Raw genomic sequence first — 23,188 nt, 5'->3', positions numbered from 1 at the left:
ATGTTTTTATGAAAATGGACAGAGTATTTTAATGGTTGGATAAAACGTTTTGCGGAAAGGTGGGACTTGAAGCCTACATCCTTGTGGGCTCTAAATCGGTCTTATGAGCGATAACTATTTTAATAGAAAAGGGGCGGCATCAATACTCAAATAGGGTCAGAGGTTATCTCCTTTGAATTATTGGGTCTGCTATACAGGTAGCCTTGATGTAAGTTGTAGCCGAGTTGACATAAGATGTATTGTTGTCTGCGGGTTTCTACACCTTCATAAATCATAGTGATGTTTGATAAGCGACCTATTTCCGAGATGTTTAGCAATACACCTTGATGATGCTCACCTGATTCGATGTCTTTAACAAAACAACGGTCCAGTTTTAGGTAGCGAGGAGAGATAATACTAATGATTTCGATATTGTTATTGCCAGTGCCAAAGTCGTCCAACGCAATGGTTATACCAAGTTCTTTAACTTCTTTGATGTTGTCGATGACCTCACAGCCATAACCAATGTTCGAGTACTCAGTAATTTCTACGACAAACTCATTTGCTTCTAATGCTAATAAATGTTTTCTGAGTTTTTCAAAATTAGATCCTACCAAAGCACTCGGACATACATTGACACCATAGATCTCATGGTTGTTATTTAACTTAGCGTTTTTGACCGTTTCAATGATTAAAATAGTATGAAAAGTCAATAAATTGGTACGTCTCATAGTGTTGATGAAGCTCAGGACGCCAACGTTATGAACTCTCGACAACAACTCGTAGTATAAAACGGTGTTGTCTTTTGTGTTGATTATTGGCTCTTCCTCAAAGGAGATATGTCTCCAACGATACATGTAAGTGATAAAGCCTAAAATGTAAGAGCGATACAGTAGTGTGGCGAGCATCAGAGCAAGTGCAGCCCACAATTCAACAACATTGTCACTGTAGAACGTGATGGATGCGCCAGTTGAAAGTGAGGTTTGATAAATAGGCTGATTGCTTTCGCCAAGGTTCAAGATATCGTTATCATTTTTTTGGATAGAGACTGAATCGACGAGCAGCGGTAACAATGAATTTTTGTACCGAGCTTCAATAGGACGTTTAGAAATCCGCACAGTAAGGTCAATATTATGTTCGTGATCGGCGAAATGTGAGTACGAGAAATCTGCACTGTTGTAAAAATCGTCAATTTGATCGAGCTTTACCATTTCCGAGCGTGTTTTAGAGATATAACAGGAACGATAAGGTGTTGTCAGGAGCACCGAATCAATGTTGAGAGAGTGCCTTAACGCGTGCACCGACACTTGGCTACCACAGCCGTAGTTCATGACTTCTTCCGCTATCAGCTTTGTGTTCTCGCTATATTCGCTTGCAATCTTCGTCGTATAAAGGATCTGGAAAAAGTAGATAGCAAATAGAAAAAATGAAGAAATAGTGACGACGGTTATCAACGCTTTGATCAAATCCTTCTGATAGGTGTTGATCATCAGCTTTAATAGTTCGATATGGTTGGGTTTGAATGGGGTGATGTTGTGCTTTGGTGCTATGCAGTTTTCTGAGCTTTTATCTAAATCTATAAAGTAGCCTACCTTGTATAGATTTGAGATAAGTTCGCTATTACTATTTATTTTTGCTTTATTACACAGGTTTCGATACTTTTTTCTAATCGAAGCAATAATATTTTTTAAGGCGTATAAGCTGAACTCTTCATCAAAGTGTAATTTAAAGGATTCTTCAACATCTCGTGCAGACTGAGGGTTTGATATTGATGAATTTTCGATAAGGTACTTAAAAACAAAACTCTCTTTACTATTGAGTCTTTCCTCTGATATTTTCTTGCTGTTTATTTTTATATAGATTTTCTCTTCGTTATAAATTAGTTGCAAGCTCTCATCGTTTTTATTTATGTTGAAAGAACAGTGCATAACTCAACTCCTAAGTAATACTTACTATTTATATGATTGATATTTAATAACTAGGACTTTTATTCACACCAAGACTTTTTAAATAACACAACTAAAATGTCACTATTTTTCTTAAAATGTTGATACTAATCTCAGAATTTTTACCTTAATGAAAATCTGTGAAGATGCCCACTCAAAGCTTGAATTTATAAATGAAAGTCCATGATTTACAAGAGGTAAAGAGGATTTATCCGTCTATTTTGGTATTTATCCATTTCCAAGGCTGTATCTTATGGCTTCCATATCGAAATTCAGAGTGTTCTAATTAATTTTTTGTCTTTGTTTTTTCTATTGATATGTAATAACGGTAATATTTTTATAAATAAAATAGGATAGTTGATTTTTATATATAGTTAATACAACTCATCTGTTTATTTAAATACAATGTCGAATCGGTGATAAATATTAATTTTTTATTGTGTGGTCGTTATTGGATTTAGGTCATGGTTTTTTGCTAATTAAATCTATTGGATGATTGTTGACGTTGTATACTTATTATCGTCTAAAGTGATTTTTAGTTACTTTAGACTTTTTTCTAATTATTAATTAAATAGGAAAGTTAACAATTGAGTTGATTGCTAAACGAGCGATATCGTTTTAGGTATATGAATCTTGTCAGTTTATCTAATCAATTAATACTTTTGATATTAATTATTGGTAAATTTAAAAACGTTAGTATGTGTATCCTGTTATTCGTTGACGTTTGGGGTATTAAGGATAAATTAAACTTAAGTGTTATGACCGCTTGGAACGATGAAGGCCATAAATAGCGTGGTCAACGATGCGACCATTCAAGTTTTCGTCACGAGTTATGATGCCTTCTAATGTGAAATGTAAGCGCTCACAAACCTTGCGACTACTGTGGTTACCTGTTGCCGCTGATATCTCGACCTTTTCCATATCTAACTTATTGAAAGCAATATCAATCAGCTTCTCGACCACACGAGTAACAATCCCTTTTCCTTGATAAGGTTCAGACAGCCAATAGCCTATCGTGACTTTCTGCTTATTGTGGTCAATGGTGTTGAAGCTACAGTTACCGACGATATTATCTTTATACACAATCGCACAGGTCATGCTCTGGCCTTCTGCGTAATCGTGCAGCGAACGTTGGATGAAGATCCTAAAATCTTGCTCGGTTTTACAATGTGGCGGCCACGCAAGCCATTGGCTTAGGTACTCATTCTGGCTTTGTGAGATGTCCGCGTAATGAGAAGCGAAGCTCTCTTCAACCAATGCGATGGATAGCTCGTTATCGATAACTGTTTTAAACATGTCTTTCCTTTTCTTATGATTGCTGATTTTTGTCAACCTAGGTCGGTAGGATATAGTGCTGCATGATTTTTAATATGCAATACATTGTGGCACGAATTTTTCGTTATACGTTAAATCTATCACGAAACTCATTAAACCTTACAATAGTTGTGTATATAATCATTAACTATGCATTAGTATTGACAGATTAAATATATAAAAACTATAAAAATCTTAGGCTTAATTAATGAATCAACATTGCCAGGACGTAACCGTAGACTTAAGGAAGGCTCTATTTGGTATTGCTAAGGCGCTTGATAACGTCGGTTTTGAAAGCAAAAATCATGGACAAAGAGTCGGTTATATAGCGTATCGATGTGCTCTGAGTGTCGGGTGGGAAGAGGAGCAGGCGCAACTTGCATTCTCGTTGGGGTTAATTCACGACTGCGGCGTATCGCAAATTGATGAACACCTCAGTTTGACCTCTGGTTTCGTGCCAGACTCAAGTTACCACCATTGCCAAAAGGGCTATCAAATTCTAAAAGAGTGCCCGGTTCTTTCTATATTCGCTAAGCCGGTGCTTTATCATCATACTCCTTGGATTGAGCTTAAGGCGATGCCGATCAGTGAGTTAGAAAAGGAATTGGCCGCTATCGTGATGTTGGCTGATAGGGTGGATTACCTTTACGGCATCACCTCTTCTGATCGTTATGGGAACCTAACCCCAGATGGTAAGGCAATCATCATTGAGCGTTTGACCGAGCAAGCTGATGAGATGTTCGAGACCAACCTTGTACAACACATGTGTGAGTTGGTCGATCTGGATGATTTCTGGTTTTCGATGGAGATCCCTTACATTGAAAACATGAGAGATAACTTTGAGCCCGTGCCATTCTTCTCCCAGAAAATGTCATTGAATGAGACGGTTGCCTTTGCTGAGTTTATTGCCAATGTCGTTGATACCAAGAGTTCATTTACCTTTAGGCACTCTTTGAAAGTCGGACAGCTTTCTGAGTATCTAGCAAAACAACTGGGTTACTCACACACAACTCAGCGAAAACTTTATCTGGCAGGTTTGGTTCACGATATAGGTAAACTGCAAACACCAAATGAGATTCTTCATAAATATGATTTGCTGACAGACGAAGAGTATTGTTGTATCAAGCGACATGCAACGGACACTCGGTTTGCGTTACAGGAATTATTTAGCTCGCCCCAGATCTGTCAGTGGGCATCAAACCATCATGAAAGATTGGATGGTTCTGGTTATCCGATGGGGAAAACAGCTGAACAATTGGATCAACCCAGTCGGATTATTGCGGTAGTGGATGTGTTCCAAGCGCTAACTCAGTCTCGTCCTTACCGACAGGGCATGACATTAGAAGAGTCTTTAAACATGTTGGCTGACCTTGTTGAAAACCATAAATTGGATCGAGAAGTGTTTGAGTGCCTAAAAAAACATTCGGAATACTGCTTTGAATTATCAACAGATAAAAGAATGTACGCGTTTTAGCGTTAGCGAGTATTTCAGGGGAAATGCCTTAAATAATTCTCGATGGGAAATGACTCAGCACCATTAACAGAAAAGCGATAGCCGAGGCTATCGCTTTTTTAATAGGGGCTTATTAGACAAAGGAACAGGATGTATAGTGCAAGATTAGTATTGCTTTAAGATCTCGATGATCGCTTGCGCTGTTTCCGCGGCGATAATGGCATCTATGTCATCATCATTTTGGAACAACTCTGATAGCGCCATAATAGTATGGATATGGCTGTCTGAATCCATTGCCGCCAGAGTAATTGGAAGGTAAACGTCTCCGTTGTCTTCCGATTCTAAATCAACACCGTGTTTAAACACCGTCACTTGCAGTGATGCTTCGTTCACACCATCTTCAGGACGAGCATGAGGCATTGCAATCTTTGGGGCTAGAACATAATACGCGCCAATATCTTTGTGCTTTTGCTTGGTAGCTTCAACATAGCTAGCTTCGATTTTATTACGTGCGAGTTGTGTTGACATATTGAATTTGTTTAATAAATTTATTTTGCAACTGACCATCGTTTTAAATTTATAAGTAATTTTATCAATAATAACCCTACCAATATGTGAGTTGGTTTATGTAATGAGAGTTATGTAATTTATTGATTTAGCGAATGTTTGATGATTAATTAGATTTTTGTTAGAACACTACCTTCAAATAATAAAATAGGTAAACCTAATGAAAAAACTCGTCAGTTTGTTCTTCGCTGCAGTAGCGCTAGGGCTTTCAGGTTGTGCAACGGTACTGACTCCAGAAGAGAGCGCACCACTGTTAAGCATGGTCCCACAAGAAAAAGCGCTGACTATTGCTGTCATTGATAAACGTCCATACGTTTTAGAACAAGATAAAGAACCAAAGTTTGAGGGAATCATTCGCAGTTCATTGGGGATACCTTATTCATACAATACGGCGACTCAGCAACCAATGTCTCAGTTTTTGACGGATAGGCTCGTTGCAGGCTTAAAGAAGCAGCAAGTGACAGTGGACTCAGTCGAGACGACACCAAACGAAGACATAACTAAAGTCGTTGAGCAGATGAAAGCGTTCGACAATAAGTCTATGATGTTCGTCTTGAATGAATGGAAGTATGATTTCCACGCGTTCACAGACAACTCTTGGTACAATGTCAATGTGATTATTTATGATGAAGCCGGTAAGAAGTTACTGAGTAAAAACTTTCAAGGTGAGAATGATGTTCCGGATGGCGGCGCGATTATCAATGAGATGCAGCTTATCTACAAACAGCGTTTTGAAGAAATCTTCCAAGATGTTGAAGTAAAAAGTGCTTTACTAAACTAGTTACTGGTGCTCCTATTCTAGAAAAGCCACGTCCTGTGGCTTTTTAGCTAAATCATAGATCTAGTTAACTTATTTTTAACTGTCCCGCCCGGTAGATCTCTCCGATAAGCACTCCGTTTTGCACGATTCTTAACCGCGCGAACGTTTGCGTTAAAAAATGTGATGAAAGTCTCACTTAACTGTTTATACTTCTCTTCCGGTTTTAAGCCGGTGCTTAGCCAATACAAGCCGTCACATGGATATGTGAATGACCCCACGGACCGGACCAGCTGCGTTCCACTGCTTGTATAAGGTGATTCTTACATGAACAACTCGTTGTTACATTCGCTAACTCTGTTAGCTCCTTCATCGCGTAGCGTGTTGCTTGCGGTTCTTTGTCCTGCTCCTTTGATGTCATTTGCTTGGCTCATGCTCTCTCTATAAGGATTACTAGGACACATTATGAATATTCTATTTGGTTTTGTCGGTGTTATTGCACTGATTGCTTGCGCGTACCTGCTATCTGAAAGTCGCTCTTCGATTAACTGGAAAACAGTGTCTCGTGCATTGTTACTTCAAATCGGTTTCGCTGCCTTAGTATTGTATTTTCCGTGGGGACAGTTGGCGCTAACAAGCCTAAGTAATGGCGTTTCAAGCCTACTTGGTTTTGCAGACGCTGGTATTGCTTTCCTTTTCGGTGACCTTGCTACTGATGGCTTCATTTTCGCAGTTCGCGTACTTCCAATCATCATTTTCTTTAGTGCTTTAATCTCTGCACTTTATTACTTAGGCGTCATGCAAAAAGTGATTCAAATCTTGGGCGGAGCGGTGCAAAAACTGTTGGGTACAAGTAAAGCTGAATCTCTTGTTGCAACCGGTAATATCTTCCTTTCTCAGGGTGAGTCTCCTCTTCTTATTCGTCCTTTTTTAAAATCTATGACTCGTTCCGAGCTGTTTGCTGTTATGGCGGGCGGTATGGCGTCGGTAGCGGGTAGTGTTCTCGGTGGTTACGCTGGCCTTGGCGTTGAACTTAAGTACCTTATCGCAGCAAGCTTTATGGCGGCTCCAGGCAGTTTGTTAATGGCGAAGATCATTGTACCTGAACGCGACATTCCCAGTGACTACGAGCATATTGAGCTAGATAAAGCTGACCAAAGCAACGTGATTGATGCATTGGCAAGCGGCGCGATGAATGGTATGAAAGTCGCAGTGGCTGTTGGTACTATGTTGATTGCATTCGTTAGTGTGATTGCCATGGTAAACACAGGATTAGAAAGCTTGGGTGAAACGTTTGGTTTTGCGGGTATTACGCTGCAAGCTATCTTCGGTTACCTGTTCTCGCCTTTAGCATGGCTCATTGGTATCCCGAGTGATGAAGTGTTGATGGCGGGCTCTTACATCGGTCAGAAGATCGTAATGAACGAGTTTGTTGCTTTCATCGACTTCATTGAGAACAAAGCGCTGTTATCTGAACACAGCCAAGTGATTGTGACATTTGCTCTGTGTGGCTTCGCTAACATTGGCTCTATCGCGATTCAGCTGGGTTCTATCGGTGTGATGGCGCCAGAGCGTCGTGCTGAAGTAGCTAATCTAGGTTTGAAAGCGGTAGTTGCTGGTACGCTAGCAAACCTGATGAGTGCATGTTTAGCGGGTATTTTCATCCTGCTTTAAGCTAGATTCAGTAAAAGCGGATACCTTGCTAACGGAGTTAACGTAAGAAGGGTGTCCGCTTTTTTGTGCCTGCTCGTTAAGTTGATTCAGATTCAAACTACCACTTTCATTGCTCTGCAGTGTATAAGGTTCACTCGGAAGAGTAATAGAGCAAGTCTCTCTTATCCTATATACTTGAATATCATTCGGTTTCGACTAAGCAGATCCGCTTTCGACGAAGAATAATGGCAACCAGGTTCAATAAATCAAAGGTCTTCCCATGAACATGCGCGTTCTCATTGGTCTTATCACCGCCTTTATCGGCTTGTTTGCGATGGTTTATCTTATTGCCGGTGGTACTCAGTTTCCTATTTCTCAGTGGCCGCAAGAGGCTTATCTCGGTTTGGTGTTTAGCGTCGTGTGGGGCACTGGCGTTGCGGCGTCGGTGGCGTATTTTTTCTCGGCATTGGTGTTTGTGACTATTGCCGTGGTTTGCTATGCAATTGGTTATAAAATCGGTGGACTCTTCTTTTCAAGTTCTGAAGCTTAATATCATTAAGGTATGCGGATGTTCACTGACGTGGGACTGATTTGAATGCACTGGCGCGACCGTTTTAAGGTGTACTGGTATCACCGAAAGCAAACCAATCGTTGGCAAGGGGATAAGGCAAAGTCTTTAGGCTGGACGAGTGAAGAGAGCCAATTATGTCGCTTCGAAGTCATCGCACGCTCGGCCGACTTTGATAAGAAGAGTGTTTTGGATATGGGTTGTGGTTATGGGGAGTTGTTTGAACTGCTCAACAATATCTATCGTATCCAATCGTACACAGGCGTTGACCAACACGCCGATTTTCTTAAAAAGGCCAAGCAAAATTACACCGAAGCTTGCTGCCAGTTCATCGCGGGTGACATGAGTAAGATGAATCTAGAAGCGCACGATGTGGTTATCGCCAGTGGCTCATTGAATTATATCTCTCGCGATTCCGACTATCTGACGAATATGATTACTCGTATGTTTGGGCTAGCGAATCAGACCGTGATTTTTAATCTGCTCAATTCAAGCCAATATCCTTCGCGCAATACCCTGATGAGTTATCACCCTCAAGGTGTCTATCGCTTCTGTAAAACGCTGTGTGATGATGTTTCCTTGATAGAAGGCTATGCCGAAGGGGATTTCACGATAGTGATGAACAAAGTCGCCTCTGAAGCCCGATGAACGGTTATTCTTGGTTTTTATTCTATGTTGATGCAACAGACACAAATAAGCCGCAGGCCTCGAAAGGTATGCGGCTTTTTAGATTCTGTAGATAAACCTTGGGGTTTCTATTTACTTAATGGCTGCTTTCTACTAACCCATACGGAATCGTAGTAAACACCTTAGGGTTGCCTTTTAGCGTCGGTGCTTCATTCACTTGTTGCCAATCGAGCAGCATGATCGCCAGCACGTTGCGGTGCTCACCGTACTCAAGGTCAAAGTCACCAGTGATAGAAGGGATCATCCCATGCTTCTTGTTGATAGAGGCTTGGATCGCGAGTCGAGTTTTTTCTACAACCGGGTCACCTTCTAAGTCCGCAAGCAAAAAGGTCAATCCAACCTCTGCAATTACATCTTCTTTTGCACGCAGCAGAATCGTATCGATGTTCTCTCTGAAGTAATCGTAGATCCATTGATGCTCTTGCTCGCTAACTTTGTGTTGGTAGTATTCCGAATCACCGAAGATCACATGTGTCATACCATAGATCTTATTACCGTATTGCTGGCTTGAAAGCTTCTTGTCTTTGTCGTCTGGGTACGCTTTTTTGAACGTGTCGACGAATTTATCAACGACATCCTGCTCTCCCAGTTGGCGCAGCCAGTAAACCTGATTAGCCAGTTGAGCAGCCCACGCTTTCACCATGTCTTCATTGGTCACGTATCGTGAGAAGTCATAGCGACGAATGATTTCGCGTAGCTTGGCATCGTTCTTGTGTTCTAAACCGTACTCATTTGCACGTGCCATAGAGCCGAGAAGGTCCACACCAAGATATAGGTACTCGGGCATGTGTTGGGTGACGTTGTAGCGCCGGGCACTGCGCTCATCGTTGTCGTCAATATAAGAGGCAACACGCTTCTTTGAGTAAAGTACAATCTGTTCCATGGTGTGAACGTCATTAGACAAGCGGTTTAGTTTACTCGCAACACGCGCCATATCACTCCAAACGGCGGCAGCATATCTATCGTCTAATGTTTGTCGATACATCCGTAACCCATAGTGGCCTTCCTTGAAGGCGGGCAGAGTATAAAGTTGGCTTTCGTAGGTGGTACGAATGAGGTCTGCGGATTGTTTGAAAAGTGGTTCATGAGAGCGAAGCTCATTGGCTTGTGATTGAATACTCGGTACGTTTTCTTTTTGAGAATTGTCCTCTGCATAAATAGTAAAAGCAACTGATAGCAATGTGCATAGTAGTATAATTTTTAGCTTCATACGTAAGGTACCAAGTAATTAATGGTGTATATAAAATAACAGTGATGAATTTTTTCATGTGAAATTTTGGTCAGTACAATGTAAGCTTTATTAAGATTGTTTCATTGGATAATCAGCGTTGTTGACGGGAATGTCAGTGATGAATGACTCAATAATTAATGGAGTCTATGCATTAAGTGTGGATTTTTAATGACTTGGCGGCATAATGATGGATTAGCCAGAAATGAGCCGATTTAAGGCAGTAAACAGAACAAAAGTGTTAGAGGTTCGTGAATGCCCAATCGTTCTAGCAAGCAATGGCCTGCCAAATTATTATCTTTGTTATTTTTTGTAGTGATAGTGAGTGCTATCGAGGCGTTTCATACCAAGCAGTTAACCTTTTTGAAAAATGAATCTTATTCTGAGGCAAAGAGACAGCTGGCTATCATTCGATCGAGCATAGAAGCTAGGATCGTCTCGGATATGTATATTCTCAACAGTTTCTCGACTATTGTGACCCTCAACCCCGATGGCGGCCAAAAAGATTGGGAGCGGATTGCGCAAAATATTATTCGAGACGCTTCCCATATTCGATTGATTGCCCTAGCTAAAGATGATGTGCTTAATTTTGTTTATCCCATGGAAGGTAATGCGCAGGTCCTTGGTATTGATTATCGCGACCACCCAGTTCAATGGGAATCGATTGAGATCGCTCGTAATATAGGTCATACATTTATCGCAGGCCCGTTTGAGCTGTTTCAAGGTGGGCAAGCACTCATTACACGAACACCTATCTTTAGAGATCCTCCCTTCTATCAAAATTACTGGGGTGTTTCCAGTGCCATTATTGACTTAGATGAATTATTTGAAGACGTCGGTATTGATAAGATCGAGAACAAATATGAGCTCGCAATTCGTGGCGAAAACAGTTCAGGTAAGAATGGCGATGTCTTTTATGGCGAACAAGACGTATTTGATAGTGCGTTTGCTACAGAGCAAGTGAACTTCCCTTATGGTGGTTGGTACCTTGCTCTCTCTGGAAATGAAAATGTATTGATGGGCGTACCTTGGTATCGAACTCAAGCCGTAAGGTTGGTGAGTTACACTATAACGCTCGTGTTAGTGATCGCCTTTTTTACCATCTATCGCTTGTATCGTATTGCAGATAGCCGTTCAATGCATGACGAGTTGACGATGCTGCCGAATCGTAGATACTTCATGTACAGCCTAAAACAGGTCTTTAAGGGTACTCAAAAACAGGGGACAAGGACCTTTGCCGTTGTCAATATTGATCTAGATGGATTTAAAGCGATCAACGACACTTATGGTCATCTGGTAGGTGACCAAGTATTAGTCGAGTGTGCTAAGCGTATCAAAAGTGAATTACGTGTCTCAGACATTGTCGCAAGGATCGGCGGGGATGAGTTCTTAGTTTTGCTACCGCGTATTATCGATGATGAACACGTTTCGTCGATTGTTACAAAGCTTCGAAGGGCAATTTGTACGCCTCCTGTCATCTATGAGACGCACTCTATTTATCTTCGGATCAGCGTAGGTTGGGTTATTCATAATAGTAACTACAATGATGTCGATGCTCTTTTGAAAGCGGCTGATGAAAAAATGTATGAGCAGAAGCGACAAGTTATCTAGGTTGAATCTGAGCTGTTATTAGAATTTAGTTGCTGAATGTGGGGAAAAGCCTCAGAATACCGCGTTTTGCTTCTATCAATCTAATTGATAAGCAAAAGCTGTAGCAACGATTTCTTTCTATTACGTTGCTCATATTAAATGTTATTCAACTGAGAAAATAATCTATGAGTTTTACCTCCCTTGGCCTTTCTGAACCGATTCTTAAAGCAATTGAAGCACAAGGTTACGATAAGCCATCACCAATCCAAGAGAAAGCGATACCAGCTGTCCTAAAGGGCAAAGATGTAATGGCCGCTGCTCAAACAGGTACAGGTAAAACTGCTGGCTTCACGCTACCTATTCTTGAAATTCTATCAAAAGGTCAACGCGTTCGTCAGAACCAAGTTCGTGCGCTCGTGCTAACGCCAACTCGTGAACTTGCCGCACAAGTGAATGGCAGTGTAGTTAAGTATGGTATTAACTTACCTCTTACTTCTACCGTTGTATTTGGTGGCGTAAAAATCAACCCTCAGATGCAAAAACTGCGTAAAGGCAGTGATGTGCTGGTGGCAACACCGGGGCGTCTGCTTGATTTATATAACCAAAATGCAGTGCGCTTTGATCAGTTAGAGATTCTTGTGTTAGATGAAGCTGACCGCATGCTAGACATGGGTTTCATTCGAGATATCCGTAAGATCTTAGCTTTCTTGCCTAAGAAACGTCAGAACCTACTGTTCTCAGCAACGTTCTCTGACGATATTCGTGGCTTGGCTAAAGGCTTAGTAAATAACCCAGTTGAAATTTCGGTAAGCCCTGCGAACTCAACCGCGAAAACCGTTGAGCAAAGTATTTACCCAGTAGATAAAAAGAAGAAAGGCCCAATGCTAGCGAAGCTAATCAAGGATAATGATTGGCGCCAAGTGTTGGTATTTAGCAAAACTAAGCACGGTGCCAACAAACTGGCTCGCTTTTTAGAAGAACAGGACATTACAGCGGCTCCTATCCATGGTAATAAGAGCCAGGGTGCTCGTACTAAAGCCTTAGAAAACTTTAAAACTGGCAAGGTACGGGTTTTAGTCGCGACTGATATCGCGGCGCGAGGTATTGATATCCCGCAACTTCCTCAAGTCGTTAACTTCGATCTTCCACATGTATCTGAAGACTATGTACACCGTATCGGTCGTACTGGCCGTGCTGGTGAAGTAGGTAAAGCTATTTCACTCGTTTGTGCAGATGAAGTGGGCGAACTGTTCGGTATTGAGCGTCTTATTCAGCAAGTGCTAGAGCGTCGTGAACTTGAAGGCTTCTCGCCTGTAAACAAGTTACCTGAATCTCGATTAGATGCGCGCCCTATCAAGCCTAAGAAACCGAAGAAGCCTCGTGAACACTCTGATGGTCAACGTTCTGGTGAGAATGCTCGTGGACATAAGCCAGCGAGCAAAAACAAGCGCCACGTGCCGGGTTCTGGATCTGCGCCAAAGCGTAAGCCAAACACCGCTAAGAAAGCGCTAGATAGTAACTCAGCGACTGCAACTGATGATAAATCAGTAAGAAACAATGGCAATAACTTTAAGCGTGGTAATGCTGGCAGAAGCTCTGAGAAAAATACTAACTCAAGTACTCAAAACGGTGCTGTTAAACCTAAGAAATCAGGTGATGGTGCGAGCTATGGTTCTGGACGTTCATCAAATAAACCAACTTCTAAGTCGTCAGTGAATAAACCGTCTGGTAGCAAGCCATCTATAAATCGCTCTAAGCCATCGGCTCAAAAATAGATTCGAGTTGAGCTGAATACAGGAAGAGTGTTTTAAGAACGCCACTTTTTTGATATAGCAAGCTTGTAACCAACCTAATGAAGCGCGAATATTGACTTTCAATATTCGCGTTTTTTGTGGGCGTCATATGGCTATATTCAAGGATTACTAGATTAAAAACATATTTAATCTGAAATCGAAAGTATTAATATCATGTTAATTTTTGTCTATTAATAACGAAGTCACTAGCGTTTTGTTGTTATTTGCAATTTGCAATCCCAGCTTGCAAAACGAACAGTGAATTACGGTTAATACGTGTTCAGATGCGTAGAAAATGCATGGTTTTAAAGTTGGCACACATACTGCATTAATCTTAGTGACCCTTCTTAAGCCGAGGGTCACCTAGCCAACTGACGTTGTTAGTGAACCTTTATTGTTCACACAAAATATATGACCAATCACCCTTTTGTGATTGGTTTTTTTTTGCCTGAATTTTAGGTTCGGCTTGGGGCCTTAGTTTTATTCATCGTCGCTACTAAGCTAAGTTAATCTACTTTAAGCAGAGCAAGACAAATTACCTATAGTTCTCGTACTGCTATCACTCACCACATTTCGAATAACAACTTGGTTGGCGAGGGCACTCTCCACCTCGGGAACAAATAAGCCTAGCCTCCGCCTCGATCCCGCGTTCAATCCAATTTATATTTAGAATCTTGGCTATTGTCGTGAGATCTTTTTTGATGTTACGTGGGATAGTCACAGAGCCGCCATTGTTGACGCATGAAGTTTTAAGTTGCTCTGCTATCTCTCTTGAATTACCGCCTTGAGCATCAATCGCAGGGTTGAGGTCAATGCCTGCACACAACACACGATTGTTACCCGCAGGATCCGTCATATTGATGGATTCACAGCAGTAGATTCTTGGTTCATCGCCTACGTTTAAAATAGAGATTTGAGCCGAACTCCCTGCTCGAGGCTCTGATAATCTACGGAACACGGCCCAATGTTGACATGGATCTGCGACCGTTCTCATATTTCCCCAAGGCAGTGGAATCCCGTTCCCGCGGTATACCGCTTTGAGTTTCCCCGGCCCATAAGCATCAAAGTAGTGCCAGTGAGGGTAGGGCGATACTACCGTCATTCGGCGCATCGCCACAGAGGGGGAAACCCCTGCTCTTTTGTGAACGTCGATTTCGTAACCCATGCGGTCGAGTAACTGTCTAAACGGGACTTTCGGACACAGCAGCGCGCCAGCAAAGAAGCTGGATTCAAAGTCTCGCCATGCTTGAAGAATATCTTGGGAGTTGAGCTGTGAAGATCCTGATACCTGATTGTCGTCCCATGTGTTGTTGTTACCAACCGACAACACACTCTTAAGACCTTCCTTGCTATGCAGAATGCAATGGCCGATATATACCGAGAGGTCGTATTTCAGTCGAGTTGGATACTCTTTAAGAATCTCGTTTAAGAAGATAGTACCTGGAGGTTCAAAAAAAGAGGTGACCAGCTGTTTGGCATTTATGCCGAGCTCATCGACTACGTCTTGCGGTGTGCGCGTAACCCAGCGGATGTTGATTCCAAGGCTTCTTGCGATGTCTATCAAGTCTTCTACGCTCAGGTTAAGGCGCTTTAAGCCAACTTCCTCTGCCGCACGCTCAAGGTCTGGGAAATGATTCTGGTTGCTTTCTTGGTGTGCTCGAATCAATAGGTGTGCAAACTGGCGTCCTGAGATCCCTGTTTGTGACAGCATCTCAGGTATTGCAATTTGTAGAATGTCGTTGGAAAAAAGGAAACTAGGCTCAAGCGCCATACCACTTATCCCACCACGATTCCCCTTATCTGGTGCTATGGCTTGTTGCTCTGATTCGTCGTCGAGAAACCACGTAGGGTTCTTCTGGAAGACCTGAGCGATCACTTCCAGCATGTCGATACTTGGAACCCGCTTTCCACGTTCAATCATTGACAGATAAGAAACGGAAGGGGCGTATTCTGGGTTGATTCTAATACAACGCGCAGACAGGTCTTCCATCGTTAAATGGTTACGTTTTCTTAGGTTACGTATTTTTGTACCTAGGAAATGTGACTGACGAACTAAACTTTTTGACAAGGCCATATTTGTAAAATTCACATTGTAAAATTTTTGTTGTGAAATTGTATGTAAAAAAGCGCTAGTCTACAAACTAAGCAATTCACAAAATGACAAATAAATTAAACGTTAGTTTTGAATAATTGCTCTAGGACACATTTTTGCGTTAGGAATCGGTGGTTATCACCGGACTGGTCAAGAGGGAAAGACTATGAATATGCTTACATTCGATAAAACAGAAATCCAAAAACAATCAAAGCCATTTATCGCTGAAGCTGTCTTTGCCGTGGAGACAATCAGTGCAAACCAGCAAACTGAGAAGCAAGTGAGAGCAAAGCAGCTGCTTGATCGACTATTCCCACTAGAGAAGGGCTCACATCAAGACGTAACCAGCTATGTAGTCGACTACCGTCATATCATGGCTTACTTTAAAGACGGTCAGCACAGCGGCCTAAAGCACCCTAAACAATTTGTAGCGTATATGGGTGAGAAGAATGACCCGGACTCTATTTTGTTCCGAGATGGCAGTGGAAGCCACCTAGAGGTAATGTTTGGATGTCATAAAGGAACAGGTTGTATTGAATTGGTGGAAATCGATGATATTCAGTTGGAATCATGTACCACGTTCGGTCACTCGTCAATGGAAGCAACGACCACAATGTGCGAAGAGACCATTGCAGCAATGCGCCATTGGATCAGTTTGATTCAAGGTGATGCAAAAGGTAAGCCAAAGGCATGCAGCGAAGATAAAGAGTTCAGAGCAAAGAGTGGTGAAGATTACTGCCTGAATTACTGCTTTCAAATCTAATGGTACACTCTAAACATAGATAACAATACATATAGTCGAAGAAAAAGCCTCAAAGAATTAACGTGTTATATAGTCTTTGAGGCTTTTTCGAATGCATTTTGCTTAATGCTCGCTTGCTCTAGTTTGCGTAGAGCAAATGAAACCTTACACTGGCATGACTCGGTTACGGCCAAGTGATTTCGCTTCGTAAAGTAGCTTATCAGTACGCTCGATCAGTGACTGAGAGGATTCACCAAGTTCAAGTTCAGCAACACCAAATGACGCGGTGATATTACCGACTTGCTCACCACTGCGACGATCTTTAATATACATCTTTTCTAGAGAGCGACGGATAGTATCAGCAAGTTGACGAGTAATACGTAAAGATTTATTTGGCACAATGAGTGCAAACTCTTCACCACCAAAACGATAGGCAGAAATGCCCTCTCGACAGCTTAACTTCAGTTTACGAGCAATCCCTTTTAAAACCATATCACCAAACAAGTGGCCATAGGTATCGTTGAAGTTTTTAAAGTGGTCGATGTCGAGAAGAATCAAACACAGGGATTGGTTGGCTTCACACAAGGTTTCCATATCACGGTCGAAAGACCGGCGGTTATACAGAGTCGTTGTGCTATCAAAGAGTGCGTCTTTTTGTACTTCTACCAGTTGGGTTTTTAGCTTGGTAATCTCTGACGTTGCAGAATTCAGCTGAGAGTTTAGAAACTGGGTAGAGTGACGAATATGACGAGACTCAGAAACAAGCTGGCGAACCAAAGACATGACTTCATCAATAGATAAGCTTTCATTATCAACGCGAGCCAAATCTTCGAAGCTTTTATCAATCATGTCGGAGAACGCAGAGGTATCAGTTAAAGTATCGTTCATCGAGTTCGAAACTTCAGAAACTAGCAGTTCTAAGTTAGCTCGAAGGTCACTGATATTAGTTTCGGATTTGCTCGCAACATAACTGTTGTAAAGCTGCTCACCAACAGCTGGAGGACAAATACCGTAGTGTTCTAAAATACCGTCCATATCTTGAGTTAACTGCGGGATCGCGTTGTCGACATAGGTGTACCAAAGTGCGTAATTTGCAGGTGTTGTGGACACCCTATTCTTCATCATAAGAGGCACCGCTTTTTTTAGATTAGCGGTGGATTTCTGAAATTCATCTTTTTTCATTATTTTTACTGCAGATACCAAACCAACTAAAGCCACTTGTGGACAAGGTTAGCGGATTTCGAAGATTTTTGCTTCAAAAATTATATGATTAATAGATGAGGGTTGGATAAATCACTACTTTTTATTATGAGTATCGGTTGAGTATTGATAAAGGTCATCTAATGGATTGTTCTTTAACCATATTTTTGGTTAGTTATTTTGTAACAAAGATTGGTTTTGGTGTGAAGTTTCTAAGTAAAAATGAATGGCGTTGAAACTGGAGCAACAGAATAGATTTACGTACTAGTAAGGGGAAATTGAAATTAGATCTGTGATTGGTTTACTCTGACTTAAGTGCAAGGTCTAGAGTGGGGTAGGAAAATGCTTTTGGGTAGATAGTAAAAAGCGCCGATAAAAATCAGCGCTTTAGAATTCTTTTAAGCTAAAAGCTTATTATTGAGCAACAACGTTTGCTGCTTGTAGGCCTTTTTGACCGTTTTCAACTTCGAAAGAAACCTTTTGGCCTTCTTTCAGAGTTTTGAAGCCTTCAGAAACGATAGCACGGAAGTGTACGAATACGTCAGCGCCGCCGTTGTCTTGAGAAATGAAGCCGAAACCTTTCTCTTCGTTAAACCATTTTACAGTGCCAGTATTTGTGTTAGACATAATTTGTCCCTTATTCATAAATTTTCTAAATTGTTGATTGCATTACTGCAATGCGCTGATAATTGAATTATTTAATGTTGCTAAGAAATAAGGAAAAACTACTTACAAAAACGGGTGACGATTTTACTTGTTAATTTTACTTTCATCTAACTTAAATAACTCCGGATAACAGGGCGAGTGCATGTTAACACAGTCTTTCGAGATGTACACTCATTGATTGAAAAATCCGTGTTTTTTGTCATATCGTGCGCAGTCGAAAGTATACACTAATTTAGTGATGTCTTTGTCAATTCGCTTAACATAACAGAAGGAAGGATCTCAGCCTCCTTTCATAATTTATTATAGACGATGTTAGCGCTTAAAGTTTATATCTTCCGTTTGAGATAAGTTAATTTTTGTTTTAGCTAGTTGATTCTCTGCGATCGCTTTGCCATGCCGCACTGAGTCTTGGGCTGGCGCTTGGCGATGCACAGCATCAAAACCATTATCAGCGGGAAGAATCAGTAGCTTACCTTCTTCGATACTGAAGTAGTCATGAATGTTGATTATTATGCGATTGAATGGGTGTCTGTATCGAGAGGTGTGTGGCTAGCCAAAAGACAGGCAAAAAAATAGCCAATCGCAATAACCGCGATTGGCTTATATATTTTGTGAACAAGAATAGGTTCACTAACAACGTCAGTTGGCTAGGTGACCCTCGGCTTAAGAAGGGTCAATAAATACTTTGCAGGTAGCGTGCCAACTTTTAAAACCTCGAATATAGGTTGTTTAATAGCAATTCGGTGCGTATTTAGGCGTTTCATTCGCGTTTTAGGATATTGTATTTGTATTTTGCAATTGCGATTTGCGAGTTTATAGTAGTTTGATGATTAGGAAGAGTGAAAAAGGGAAGTTATATAAAGTGTTTGAGTGATCTGGCTTGTGTTGACTTTTCCTGAGGCTAAAATAATAGAGTCAGGCCTGAGAAGTCGTGAAGCTAAGAAGTTCAATAGCTACATACGACAAAGCCCGGGTGAATTGATATCACACACGAGCTTTGTTTCGTTTGATAAATTGTGTGAGTCGTCGAATGTTCAAAAAGCATCGTGGCCTAACACCTAAGCAATCTGTCGAGCGCTTAAAAATTGGCCTGTAAAGCAACTAATTTTCAGTCATGTTATATGTCTGCACAACCCATTGTATGACATTAACTATATGTCATGTTGTTAAGTTCACTATCGTGAGGAGCATCCTGATACCAACGTTCACCATAGGCTTGTTGGTAATCTGGCTTTTTAATGAGTCCTTCCTGTTCTGGTACTGTTTCTAGTGGGCCGACAACGGTTCGGTAGGGCAATACACCCGCCCAAACGGGGATATTCATATCGGTGCTGTCATCATTCACACCGTGCTTACCAATTTTTACCGATGCTTCGGTTAACGGTATCGCCAACAACTCGGTTGCTGTGAGTTCTTTTTCATTACTCAGCCTAACTTCATTGGTTCTACCTGGTGCAATCTGCTCAATGAAGATGTTCAACAAGCGATCTTTTTCTTGGTTGTCATCGATGACTGAAAACGACCCCAATACCACTGCAGAACGATAATGTGCACTGTGATGAAATGCCGAACGAGCCAACACCCAACCATCAAATAAAGTGAACGTTAAGCAGGTTGGTTCTCTTTTCTTTAACCCTTTTAGTAGGCGGCTGTTTTTAGCCCCATGAATGTAGACCATGTCATCCACTCGCCATGCGAGCATCGGGATAACCATTGGGCCTTGTTCGCCTTGCAATGCAATGTGTGCGATTAAGCTCTCATCAATAATTTGGTGCAGCTTCTCTTGTTCAAATACGGCTTTGTGAGCCCCTTTTTTAATCGTGGTTCTTTTCGTGTTAGATAACATAATCGCTCCTTAATCATTGCTTTTTGATTAATGTAGCGATTAACTGGTCTATTAAATAGAGCCACTTTTAAACACTATTTGGATCCAGTTATGCAGCCTATCGATGTTGGTGATCTACAGTTAGACGAGCAACACGACACGCGTCAAACCGCCTTGTTCCACGCGATAAGAGAGAAGATCGTTCACGATTTATGGAGCAAGGGTTGTAAGTTACCTTCAACACGTAAGTTGGCCTTCGAGTTATCGGTGAGTCGAAATACTGTGATCTATTCGTATGAACAACTGGTCACTGAAGGCTATATCGAGAGTAAGCAAGGCTCAGGGTTTTATGTCTCGGTTGAACAACCAGAACACTTTCTAAGTTTGTCTAAGTCAAACAGTGTTCAGGATCCGAAGGTCAAACAAACAGTCAGTCAACCGAGTACAAACATAGCGACACCTAACGACATTAACCGCAGCTTTGCCCCCGGAGTTCCTGACTTAGATGCGTTCCCTTTTGCGAAATGGCAGAGGTTGCTGCAACGCCACTCTACACGTCAGAACATTGCGGGCAATCAAGAGGTTCAGGGAAGGTTAGCCTTGAGGGAAGCGTTGAGCGGGTATCTTGCAAGCAGTCGCTCGGTTAAATGTAGTGCAGACAGAATCATCATTACCGCAGGTGCGCAGCAAGCCATCTCAATCGGATTAATGGCGACGTTAGCGATGGGCGACAAAATCCTTGTGGAAGAACCCGGTTATCGACAAGTGCATAAAATTATCGATCTGTTGAGACTAGAGCTGGATGGTGTGAGTGTGCGTGAAAAGGTTGGGCTAGATATTGAAAAAGTATTGTCCAGTAATGCTAAGGCTCTGTATGTCACGCCGAGTAACCAATACCCAATGGGCACGACTTTAAATACTGAGCAACGCCTTAAACTGATCGATTGGGCCAATCAACATCAGTCATGGATTATTGAAGATGACTACGACAGTGAGTTTCAGTTTGCTCATCGCCCTTATACCAGCATGCAAGGTTTAGCGGGTAAGTTGGGGTTCGATGATCGTATCATCTATGTCGGTTCCCTGAGTAAGGTGATGTTCAATGGCCTTCGATTAGGTTATTTAGTGGTGCCAGAAAGTCTGGTGGCGCAGTGTCTTGAAATTAAAGACGCGCTCACTGGAGACACGGCGTCCCATACACAAGAAGCACTGGCTGACTTTGTCCAAGAGGGGGACTTACTGCGTCATATCAGAAAGATGCGTCGGTCATACAAACTTAAGTATGAAGAGATGATAGAAGCGATTGAAAGTGAATTTCATGGCGATCTTGAAGTGATCAGTCAAGCAGCGGGGTTACATGTGACCGTGAAGTGGTATCAAGGTATATCTGAACATGAGTGGAGTCGCAGAGCAGAGCTTGAAAATATCATCATTCGCCCGTTTGATTTTTATGAATATGGATCAAGTGATGCTCGTGATTGGAGTGGGGCGGTGCTGGGGTTTGGAAATATACGTTTGGCTGACATAAAGCCGAAGATCAAAGTGATCGCTCGGCATTTTTATCAATAGTCTCTGGTTTTGAGCATTAGTGCTGTGAATTTGATGGGTGGTAGCTCCGCTTTACCAAGAGTTGTTGCGGGCTTTATCTTACAACTTGTCGATAGAAACCGTTGGTTTGCCTGACCATTTGCGCCATGGGAGTGACAGTGTCACTAAAATAATAATCGCATAGAGCATTGACCAACCTAAGCAGATAAAAACCAGGGTGCAAATAACGAGAGCAACCATGGCCGTGTATCTCGATGTTCCGGTTAATAAGCGACAAGCCGCTAACATCGCGAGCATATAAACCAGAACAAAAATACTATTGGCGAGTTTGAGAAAGAATTCGAGATCCAAGCTAGACAGCTCACCAATTACACACGAAACAAGCGCGATGAAGCCAATCGCTAAAGTTGGGTAGAGTGGTACACCACGGTTGTTGAGCTGGGCCATTTTACGGGTTGGGCTATGTTGGCGGGCTTGGGCCCAGATCATGCGAGACAAGCTTTGGGTATAAAGGTTTAGGCTCGCAAAACAAGCAAAGAAACCAAGCACGCTGATGACCGTTTTGAAGCCATTGCCAAACAGTTGTTCAGTTACCCAAGGGATAGAAACGGCATCAAATTCAGAAGAACCATACGCCCCAAGCTTGAGAATAACCACTGAACAAGCCCAATACACCAAGCCTGCGACGAAACACCCTGCAATGATGGCGATTGGAAAGTCGCGCTGTGGATTCTTAAACTCCTCTCCCATGTGAGCAAAAGCTTCTATCCCCACAAAACACCAAAACATAACCGCTAATGCAGCCCCAATAGACCACATAGAATCGTATGAGATAGCGGGAATCGTGACATCTGCAATTGTGATATCAGCTTTCCAAACAAAAGCGCTAACTAACGCAAAGATCGACAAGGCAATAACCGTTTGCAGACGACCAGAAGACTTACTGCCCATCAAGTTGACGGCAATAAGCAGAGCTACAGTTAAGGACTGAGCACCAAGCGGTGTGTCGAAAGGTACGGGTAACAGCTGTTGAGCGAAGCCTCCCGCTAATGCTATCGCTGCTGGAATACCGACGGGAATAACACTGACAAACAACCATGCCACGCTTGTTTCTAATCGCTCACTGAACGCTTGGCGTACAAAGTAGGCGGTGCCTCCTGCATTAGGGTAGCGTTTTCCCAATGCGGCGAAGGTTAGGGCGACCGGGCAAATGGCGATAAACAGCACTAACCATGCTAGTAGTGATAACTGACCCGCGATACCTGCAGCAATAGCGGGGATCATGAATAGCCCTGTGCCTAGTAATGTCGTCGAGAGTTGCCCGATTCCTGAAGTGAGCGTGATTTCTTGTTTGAGTTGCGCCATTAGCTTTCCTTGCTGATGCTACATTTCTTTTGCTAAGAGAGGGTTATGCAAAAAAGGTGCGTTCAGTGCTTATTCCTAATTGTGATTGAAAGCATACAGTGTCGCTACTAATAATGCAGCTAGCAAAACGTCTTAAATACTGCCATTTTAACGGTATTTATCCAGTTAAGCGTTAAAGTGTCTGCTGTTCTATCGAGGGAAATTGTGTCAAATTA

Annotated in this window: 17 protein-coding genes and 2 pseudogenes; 9 read left to right on the top strand and 10 right to left on the bottom strand. The window is 42.0% G+C overall.

Annotation, left to right across the window (positions count from 1 at the left end; translation table 11 throughout):
• Nucleotides 1–146 precede the first annotated feature (146 nt).
• Complete coding sequence (locus OCV24_RS14525) at nt 147–1,907, bottom strand: EAL domain-containing protein (protein WP_046225048.1); 1,761 nt, start codon at nt 1,905–1,907, stop codon at nt 147–149.
• 774 nt (nt 1,908–2,681) lie between these two features.
• Nucleotides 2,682–3,221: a GNAT family N-acetyltransferase gene (locus OCV24_RS14520; protein ID WP_046225049.1), complete on the bottom strand. Its 540-nt coding sequence runs from the start codon at nt 3,219–3,221 to the stop codon at nt 2,682–2,684.
• Nucleotides 3,222–3,447: 226 nt separating this feature from the next.
• Here OCV24_RS14520 and OCV24_RS14515 point away from each other — a divergent pair, with 226 nt between their 5' ends.
• Nucleotides 3,448–4,713, top strand: a complete 1,266-nt coding sequence (locus OCV24_RS14515) for an HD-GYP domain-containing protein (RefSeq protein ID WP_077681695.1) — start codon at nt 3,448–3,450, stop codon at nt 4,711–4,713.
• Nucleotides 4,714–4,857: 144 nt separating this feature from the next.
• Here OCV24_RS14515 and OCV24_RS14510 read toward each other — a convergent pair.
• Nucleotides 4,858–5,217 (bottom strand): annotated as a pseudogene (locus tag OCV24_RS14510) (PTS sugar transporter subunit IIA); the annotation flags it as partial.
• 202 nt (nt 5,218–5,419) lie between these two features.
• Here OCV24_RS14510 and OCV24_RS14505 point away from each other — a divergent pair.
• The 4 genes from OCV24_RS14505 to OCV24_RS14490 all read left to right on the top strand — a co-directional run bounded on the left by OCV24_RS14505 (nt 5,420) and on the right by OCV24_RS14490 (nt 8,885).
• A complete protein-coding gene (locus OCV24_RS14505; RefSeq protein ID WP_046224031.1) occupies nt 5,420–6,040 on the top strand; it encodes a YajG family lipoprotein in 621 nt (206 codons plus the stop codon).
• Between the two features lie 441 nt (nt 6,041–6,481).
• Complete coding sequence (locus OCV24_RS14500) at nt 6,482–7,690, top strand: NupC/NupG family nucleoside CNT transporter (RefSeq protein ID WP_017058699.1); 1,209 nt, start codon at nt 6,482–6,484, stop codon at nt 7,688–7,690.
• Nucleotides 7,691–7,949: 259 nt separating this feature from the next.
• Entirely contained in the window at nt 7,950–8,219 is a 270-nt protein-coding gene (locus OCV24_RS14495; RefSeq protein ID WP_102506262.1) for a hypothetical protein, read from the top strand.
• Between the two features lie 45 nt (nt 8,220–8,264).
• Nucleotides 8,265–8,885: a class I SAM-dependent methyltransferase gene (locus tag OCV24_RS14490; RefSeq protein ID WP_102506261.1), complete on the top strand. Its 621-nt coding sequence runs from the start codon at nt 8,265–8,267 to the stop codon at nt 8,883–8,885.
• A gap of 115 nt (nt 8,886–9,000) precedes the next feature.
• On the opposite strand, the gene OCV24_RS14485 is transcribed toward OCV24_RS14490, so the two are convergent.
• On the bottom strand, nt 9,001–10,134 hold the full coding sequence (locus OCV24_RS14485; protein ID WP_102506260.1) for a DUF3541 domain-containing protein: 1,134 nt from the start codon (nt 10,132–10,134) through the stop codon (nt 9,001–9,003).
• A 273-nt stretch (nt 10,135–10,407) separates the two neighbouring features.
• On the opposite strand from OCV24_RS14485, the gene OCV24_RS14480 reads away from it, so the two are divergent.
• Nucleotides 10,408–11,763, top strand: a complete 1,356-nt coding sequence (locus OCV24_RS14480; RefSeq protein ID WP_102506259.1) for a diguanylate cyclase — start codon at nt 10,408–10,410, stop codon at nt 11,761–11,763.
• A 164-nt stretch (nt 11,764–11,927) separates the two neighbouring features.
• Nucleotides 11,928–13,517, top strand: a complete 1,590-nt coding sequence (locus OCV24_RS14475) for a DEAD/DEAH box helicase (RefSeq protein ID WP_077681687.1) — start codon at nt 11,928–11,930, stop codon at nt 13,515–13,517.
• 577 nt (nt 13,518–14,094) lie between these two features.
• Here OCV24_RS14475 and OCV24_RS14470 read toward each other — a convergent pair.
• Nucleotides 14,095–15,525 carry a DUF3612 domain-containing protein gene (locus OCV24_RS14470; RefSeq protein WP_230855807.1) on the bottom strand — a complete coding sequence of 477 codons (1,431 nt, stop codon included), beginning with the start codon at nt 15,523–15,525 and terminating at the stop codon, nt 14,095–14,097.
• A gap of 268 nt (nt 15,526–15,793) precedes the next feature.
• On the opposite strand from OCV24_RS14470, the gene OCV24_RS14465 reads away from it, so the two are divergent.
• Complete coding sequence (locus OCV24_RS14465; protein ID WP_017058692.1) at nt 15,794–16,390, top strand: aldolase/citrate lyase/malate synthase family protein; 597 nt, start codon at nt 15,794–15,796, stop codon at nt 16,388–16,390.
• 144 nt (nt 16,391–16,534) lie between these two features.
• Here OCV24_RS14465 and OCV24_RS14460 read toward each other — a convergent pair whose 3' ends face one another.
• From OCV24_RS14460 to OCV24_RS14445, 4 genes and pseudogenes are all read right to left on the bottom strand, one after another.
• On the bottom strand, nt 16,535–17,551 hold the full coding sequence (locus OCV24_RS14460; RefSeq protein ID WP_017058691.1) for a GGDEF domain-containing protein: 1,017 nt from the start codon (nt 17,549–17,551) through the stop codon (nt 16,535–16,537).
• 432 nt (nt 17,552–17,983) lie between these two features.
• Nucleotides 17,984–18,196 carry a transcription antiterminator/RNA stability regulator CspE gene (gene cspE, locus OCV24_RS14455; RefSeq protein WP_004740083.1) on the bottom strand — a complete coding sequence of 71 codons (213 nt, stop codon included), beginning with the start codon at nt 18,194–18,196 and terminating at the stop codon, nt 17,984–17,986.
• Between the two features lie 351 nt (nt 18,197–18,547).
• Nucleotides 18,548–18,742: pseudogene (locus OCV24_RS14450) on the bottom strand (cytosine deaminase); the annotation flags it as partial.
• Nucleotides 18,743–19,382: 640 nt separating this feature from the next.
• Nucleotides 19,383–20,081 carry a pyridoxamine 5'-phosphate oxidase family protein gene (locus OCV24_RS14445; RefSeq protein ID WP_017058690.1) on the bottom strand — a complete coding sequence of 233 codons (699 nt, stop codon included), beginning with the start codon at nt 20,079–20,081 and terminating at the stop codon, nt 19,383–19,385.
• 90 nt (nt 20,082–20,171) lie between these two features.
• Between OCV24_RS14445 and pdxR the strand changes: the two genes are divergently transcribed.
• A complete protein-coding gene (gene pdxR, locus OCV24_RS14440; protein WP_150878887.1) occupies nt 20,172–21,629 on the top strand; it encodes a MocR-like pyridoxine biosynthesis transcription factor PdxR in 1,458 nt (485 codons plus the stop codon).
• A gap of 78 nt (nt 21,630–21,707) precedes the next feature.
• Here pdxR and yjeH read toward each other — a convergent pair whose 3' ends face one another.
• Entirely contained in the window at nt 21,708–22,973 is a 1,266-nt protein-coding gene (yjeH, locus tag OCV24_RS14435; protein ID WP_102506254.1) for an L-methionine/branched-chain amino acid transporter, read from the bottom strand.
• Between the last annotated feature and the right edge of the window lie 215 nt (nt 22,974–23,188).

The sequence above is a fragment of the Vibrio kanaloae genome (assembly GCF_024347535.1).
Lineage (GTDB): Bacteria > Pseudomonadota > Gammaproteobacteria > Enterobacterales > Vibrionaceae > Vibrio > Vibrio kanaloae.
This window is presented reverse-complemented; position numbering and strand designations above follow the sequence as displayed.

Excerpts from the sequence above, each read along its gene's own strand:
- OCV24_RS14525 (WP_046225048.1), bottom strand. The coding sequence starts at position 1,907 with ATGCACTGTTCTTTCAACATAAATAAAAACGATGAGAGCTTGCAACTA.
- OCV24_RS14520 (WP_046225049.1), bottom strand. The coding sequence starts at position 3,221 with ATGTTTAAAACAGTTATCGATAACGAGCTATCCATCGCATTGGTTGAA.
- OCV24_RS14515 (WP_077681695.1), top strand. The coding sequence starts at position 3,448 with ATGAATCAACATTGCCAGGACGTAACCGTAGACTTAAGGAAGGCTCTA.
- OCV24_RS14505 (WP_046224031.1), top strand. The coding sequence starts at position 5,420 with ATGAAAAAACTCGTCAGTTTGTTCTTCGCTGCAGTAGCGCTAGGGCTT.
- OCV24_RS14500 (WP_017058699.1), top strand. The coding sequence starts at position 6,482 with ATGAATATTCTATTTGGTTTTGTCGGTGTTATTGCACTGATTGCTTGC.
- OCV24_RS14495 (WP_102506262.1), top strand. The coding sequence starts at position 7,950 with ATGAACATGCGCGTTCTCATTGGTCTTATCACCGCCTTTATCGGCTTG.
- OCV24_RS14490 (WP_102506261.1), top strand. The coding sequence starts at position 8,265 with ATGCACTGGCGCGACCGTTTTAAGGTGTACTGGTATCACCGAAAGCAA.
- OCV24_RS14485 (WP_102506260.1), bottom strand. The coding sequence starts at position 10,134 with ATGAAGCTAAAAATTATACTACTATGCACATTGCTATCAGTTGCTTTT.
- OCV24_RS14480 (WP_102506259.1), top strand. The coding sequence starts at position 10,408 with ATGCCCAATCGTTCTAGCAAGCAATGGCCTGCCAAATTATTATCTTTG.
- OCV24_RS14475 (WP_077681687.1), top strand. The coding sequence starts at position 11,928 with ATGAGTTTTACCTCCCTTGGCCTTTCTGAACCGATTCTTAAAGCAATT.
- OCV24_RS14470 (WP_230855807.1), bottom strand. The coding sequence starts at position 15,525 with ATGGAAGACCTGTCTGCGCGTTGTATTAGAATCAACCCAGAATACGCC.
- OCV24_RS14465 (WP_017058692.1), top strand. The coding sequence starts at position 15,794 with ATGAATATGCTTACATTCGATAAAACAGAAATCCAAAAACAATCAAAG.
- OCV24_RS14460 (WP_017058691.1), bottom strand. The coding sequence starts at position 17,551 with ATGAAAAAAGATGAATTTCAGAAATCCACCGCTAATCTAAAAAAAGCG.
- cspE (WP_004740083.1), bottom strand. The coding sequence starts at position 18,196 with ATGTCTAACACAAATACTGGCACTGTAAAATGGTTTAACGAAGAGAAA.
- OCV24_RS14445 (WP_017058690.1), bottom strand. The coding sequence starts at position 20,081 with ATGTTATCTAACACGAAAAGAACCACGATTAAAAAAGGGGCTCACAAA.
- pdxR (WP_150878887.1), top strand. The coding sequence starts at position 20,172 with ATGCAGCCTATCGATGTTGGTGATCTACAGTTAGACGAGCAACACGAC.
- yjeH (WP_102506254.1), bottom strand. The coding sequence starts at position 22,973 with ATGGCGCAACTCAAACAAGAAATCACGCTCACTTCAGGAATCGGGCAA.